General features: G+C 37.7%; 6 protein-coding genes. All 6 read right to left on the bottom strand.

The window, feature by feature from the left end; genetic code table 11:
* Positions 1-20: 20 nt before the first annotated feature.
* Complete coding sequence (locus VIH09_RS06935) at positions 21-818, bottom strand: MbnP family protein (protein WP_331579253.1); 798 nt, start codon at positions 816-818, stop codon at positions 21-23.
* Between the two features lie 105 nt (positions 819-923).
* Positions 924-1,298 carry a hypothetical protein gene (locus VIH09_RS06940; protein WP_331579255.1) on the bottom strand — a complete coding sequence of 125 codons (375 nt, stop codon included), beginning with the start codon at positions 1,296-1,298 and terminating at the stop codon, positions 924-926.
* A 126-nt stretch (positions 1,299-1,424) separates the two neighbouring features.
* Positions 1,425-1,799, bottom strand: coding sequence for a group III truncated hemoglobin (locus VIH09_RS06945; protein WP_331579257.1), 375 nt, complete (start codon positions 1,797-1,799; stop codon positions 1,425-1,427).
* 17 nt (positions 1,800-1,816) lie between these two features.
* Positions 1,817-2,584, bottom strand: a complete 768-nt coding sequence (locus VIH09_RS06950; RefSeq protein WP_331579259.1) for an ABC transporter permease subunit — start codon at positions 2,582-2,584, stop codon at positions 1,817-1,819.
* A complete protein-coding gene (locus VIH09_RS06955) occupies positions 2,568-3,290 on the bottom strand; it encodes an ABC transporter ATP-binding protein (RefSeq protein ID WP_331579261.1) in 723 nt (240 codons plus the stop codon). The genes VIH09_RS06950 and VIH09_RS06955 overlap by 17 nt, the downstream gene beginning before the upstream one ends.
* The coding region (locus VIH09_RS06960; RefSeq protein WP_331579263.1) for a nitrous oxide reductase family maturation protein NosD at positions 3,287-4,488 on the bottom strand (1,202 nt) is incomplete at its 5' end. The genes VIH09_RS06955 and VIH09_RS06960, both read right to left, overlap by 4 nt.

The raw sequence follows: 4,488 nt of genomic DNA on the forward strand, positions 1-4,488 counted from the left end.
TTGTGCTCCCAAAAATTAATTTAATCGTTATGAACGTGAGCCGCACTAAACATATTGGACAGATTTTCCGTAATTAAAGGCAAGTCTGCACCCCCCATAATTGTGGCGCCATTTCCTGCCGCATTATTGTCAGATAGCTTAATTTTATTAGTCCCGTCAATGATTTTTGACACATCGGCGATGATGTGAATTTCCGGGGTAATTGTGGTTCTAACCATCGCTTTTGTGGGCAAGTCAAGTGTAACCTCAGTGTAATTATAGTCCGTGCCGGTTTGACCCGTGTGCACTTTGAAAGAAGTCTCCGTTGCTACCGTTGGCGACGTAAACATCCCTTCGAAAGCCAGGAATTTATATCCGGCTGACCAGCTCCACATCATTCCGGCGGCTTGCGCCTCAGCCAAAAAGTCTCCCTGTCCCGTTGCCCCGAGTTCCCATTGCATTTTGTCAACACCAATGCCGAATGTCACCTTTGTGTAATTCCCCGCCGGCACATTTTCTAAATCTGCAGTCAGACTCTCGGGATTCGACTCGTCAACTATAAAATAACTTTCGCTTTTTGGGTACCTGAACGTAGTCCCATCCTCTTTTGTCAAGACGATGTTACTGATTATGTATTTTATGCTGCTTATTTTTAAAACCTCATCATTGGAGGTGGTGTTCGCTTGGGCGCTCAATATTAGGTCATTGCTTCCGTATGCATTGTCAAATTCAACCCCTAGATTTCCCGTCCCCGAGATGGCTGTCTCATCATTGGTACAGCCTGCAAAAACAACACTTATGGCCATAAAGGCGACTACTTTATTCAGTAAATTTTTCATTCTATTTTAATTTATTATTCTCTATTTAAATTATTTATGCGCACAAAAGTTCTTCAAATGAATTTCTTCAAATAAAAAGTACACATTAGGCGTTACACTAAAATTTTAAGAGATAATGGTGGGGGGATGGAAAATAGAATACGAATCCAAATGGGAATATAAATTAGTGTATTTAGAATTAAATGAAGGTTTATCCTTGCGGTCTATGATCGCTAAATTAAATGTAAACAGTTCCTCTACGAAAAGATCGTTTAATACATTCACATTTTGTTTTTTGTCGGACGAAATTGGCTTTTCAGTTTCAGAGGCTTTGGCCAACTCTTTCATCAAATGGCATTTCCCGTTACAATGCATTGCCGGTTTTTCCTTATTTATACAAAGCACCTTTGAGATATAGTCATAATTGACCGCATAGTCTATCACCGGGAAAACCGGTTTTAGAAACAGGACAATTATAATTAGAAATGCTAGTTTTTTCACGCTGCAAATATAAAGGTATTAAAATAATGTTTTGATGATAAAAATCATAAAATGTCTGCGTTTTGTAATTATCCATATTGCGAAATAATTCGCTTAAACACTCTTTTTGTTCTAGGATGTTTTGCTTCACTCGCCCAAGGTTTTATGCATCATTAATGCGGAAATGTTCATCGCTCGAAGCTTGATTTCTTCCGCCTTTGTCCCTATGAACAAATCATCGACCGTTTGATCAAACAAGAAATTCCAATGTTGAAAATGGCTTTTGTTCATTTCGCTTTTTTCATGTAATTCTTTATGCTTTCGCATTGGATTCCCTTCAAAATTCCCTGACGAAAAAAGAATATTATCCCAGAAATCATACATTCTGGGCAAATGCAGTTCCCAGTTCACTTTAGCCACATCAGTAAATAAATAACCGATTGTAGCATCCGTTTTTATTCTATCGTAGAATGAATTGACCAATTTTTCAATATCCGATCTGTTTCTAATATCAGTTTTCATATCTAAATTTTAAAACATTATAAATCTTTGCTTTTAAATTTTCTAAGCGAAACAAAAAACGGGATGAAAACCCATAGGCACAGGAGTAAAAATGAAATTATCAATCCTAAAGATGTGCCGAAGAAGTCCTTAAAAATGGCACCCGTGTAGCCCATCATTGCAGAAACGTCAAGCTGCAACAAAATTTGAATTCGAGCCAAATCAATCGGACTCAACGCTGTGACTCCTACCATTGCTTTCTCAATGGGATAATCCGACAACTGAAACAACAAAAACAAAACCATACCGTCAAAAAGCAAAGCAAAATAGAGCCAGGTCATTATCGCAATTCCTATTCCTTTGGCTTTATCCCGCGTAATGATTGAACTCAAAAATGCCAAAGCCACAAAAACTAACGAAATAAGAATGCCCACTATCAGCATCATCACCCCTATGCGGTCCGGCGCATTTATAAGCAAAGGGATTCCGGCGCCCACAAAAAAAGCCAAAACCATTGACAGGGACAAACCGAGAAACAGACTCGTCCAAATCTTTTTTCTTTTGATGGGCTGGCTCAACAACAGTTCTATGAACTCCGAACTGTTATATAAATAAATTGTCGCAAAAAGGATGGAGACCAGTGGAACCGTAAACAGAATTATATTCAAAATGGTGAGCAATCCTTTGGCACTATTGTCTTCCAGTCCGAAGGAACTCCATGAAAGTATGGCTAAAATAAAAGTGTAAGCCAATATAATCTTGTTCTTCAGAATGTCTAGAAAAATGATCTTAATTATTCTGTTCATTGCTTTTATTTTTAAGGATTTTTGCAATTGCCTTAGATATCTTTTTCTCGTTTGTTGAATCCAATAAATCAGCAATCGTTTTATGAAAATGAACTTTTCCGTCCTGCATGAAAATTATTTGGGTTACCATTTCATCCAGTTCGCTCAAAAGATGGGAGGTTATCAAAATGAGTTTCCCTTTTTCTTTTTCCTTGATGATTTTTTCCTTTAAAATTTCTGACGCCAAAGGATCCAGTCCAGCCGTGGGCTCATCTAAAATTAAAACGTCAGGATTAAACAAAAAAGCCAAGGTAGCACTTACCTTTTGTGTTGTTCCCCCCGAAAGCGTGCGCATTTCTTTGTCAAACATCTTTTCCAGTTCGAAAGCCTTAAATAAATCCTCGTCTAAGTTCTCATGCGAATTTCTAATTTTCTTCATCATCTCGATGATTTGGCCTACGGTCATATAATCAGGGTACCGACCAATTTGGGGCATGTAACCTATGTTTTTTCGGTATTCGAACTCATTTAAAATGGATTTTTGGTCAAATAAAACATCGCCCTTCGTGGGAATCACCATACCCAAAACACTTTTAATCAAAGTCGTTTTCCCGCAACCATTTGGTCCAATCAGCGCAATGCATTCGCCTTTGTCAAAAGATAGGTTTACATTGCTTAAAACTTCCAGTTTTCCAAATTTTTTGTAAATATTTTTTATTTCTATCATAAAGCTATAGAGTGCATTAATGGCGAATTATCGATGAAGTTATCCGGAGTGATGCTGGGTAATATTTTTTCTGACTTGTCTAAAAGCGTAATCATGAAACTCCTAAACAGCAACATGGAAGAGGGGTTTTTCTCCACCAGAACAGCAAATAAACTCAGAGGATGATACGGCACATCACCCACCTTATCCCTGTTTAAATCATATCCTTCGTATTTGTCCCAATAATTACTGTTGAAGGTGTTCAGAACCAGACTTCCGTTCGTCCCCACATCAAAAGTGTTCCCCAAAAAATTGTTGCTTACAATTTCATTATCGACACAGCTGGCCTGAATTTTCATTGCCCAACCATTAGATTTAAAAACATTTTTCTCCACCTTGATCCTGTTGGTTCCTTCCATTAAAATTCCGATTGTGTTTTTGGCGAAATGATTGGCGAAAATATAGCTGTCTGAAATCTCTTTTAGCAATAAACCGTAAGCGGAATCACCCCAGTTTTCGTCGAAGGTGTTGTTTATCATCGTCACATTTTTGGTAAACATCACTGCCACCCCGGCGCCATTATTCCTAAACAAATTAGTTATATAGGCATCATTATTAGAAAACATAAAGTGCAATCCATATCGAATATTATCGACCGCCAAATTTCTCCAAACCAAAGAATTAGTTACAAATTCAAAATAGATCCCATCGCGATGTCCTGAAATTGTGTTGGCAATAATTTGGATATTGTCGCTTTTCCAACAGTGAATTCCATTTCCTATTTGTTGCTGCTCGGTACTGTAGGCAATTATTTTATTGCCTTTTACAATGCAATTCCTTCCGTTTTCAATGTAAATACCAAAGAAATTGTCGTCGAGAATATTGTCTTGAATGAGCACGAAGTTATGGCCGTAAACCTTGATTCCACACGGGTCTTCCATCGAGGCGTACTTTGACCTTATAACTTTAAACCCTTTTATCGTTACGTTATCAGCCCTAATGGAAACCACTTCATATTTTTTTTGTCCATCTAAAACGGGATAATCTTTACCCAGAAAAACAATTTCTTTGTTGATGACTATGTTGCCTTCCCTGTACAGTCCTTTGTAGACCAATATCGTATCTCCGTCTTTGGCTAAAACGATGGCTTTTTTGATTGATTTAACTGGTCTGTCAGTCCCAACTTCAATCACATTTGCGTAAAGAAAGGAAGAAAACA

This window comes from Flavobacterium sp. (genome assembly GCF_036515215.1).
Lineage (GTDB): Bacteria > Bacteroidota > Bacteroidia > Flavobacteriales > Flavobacteriaceae > Flavobacterium.

Coding starts and splice junctions, on each gene's coding strand:
- VIH09_RS06955 (WP_331579261.1), bottom strand. CDS start 3,290: ATGATAGAAATAAAAAATATTTACAAAAAATTTGGAAAACTGGAAGTT.
- VIH09_RS06945 (WP_331579257.1), bottom strand. CDS start 1,799: ATGAAAACTGATATTAGAAACAGATCGGATATTGAAAAATTGGTCAAT.
- VIH09_RS06950 (WP_331579259.1), bottom strand. CDS start 2,584: ATGAACAGAATAATTAAGATCATTTTTCTAGACATTCTGAAGAACAAG.
- VIH09_RS06935 (WP_331579253.1), bottom strand. CDS start 818: ATGAAAAATTTACTGAATAAAGTAGTCGCCTTTATGGCCATAAGTGTT.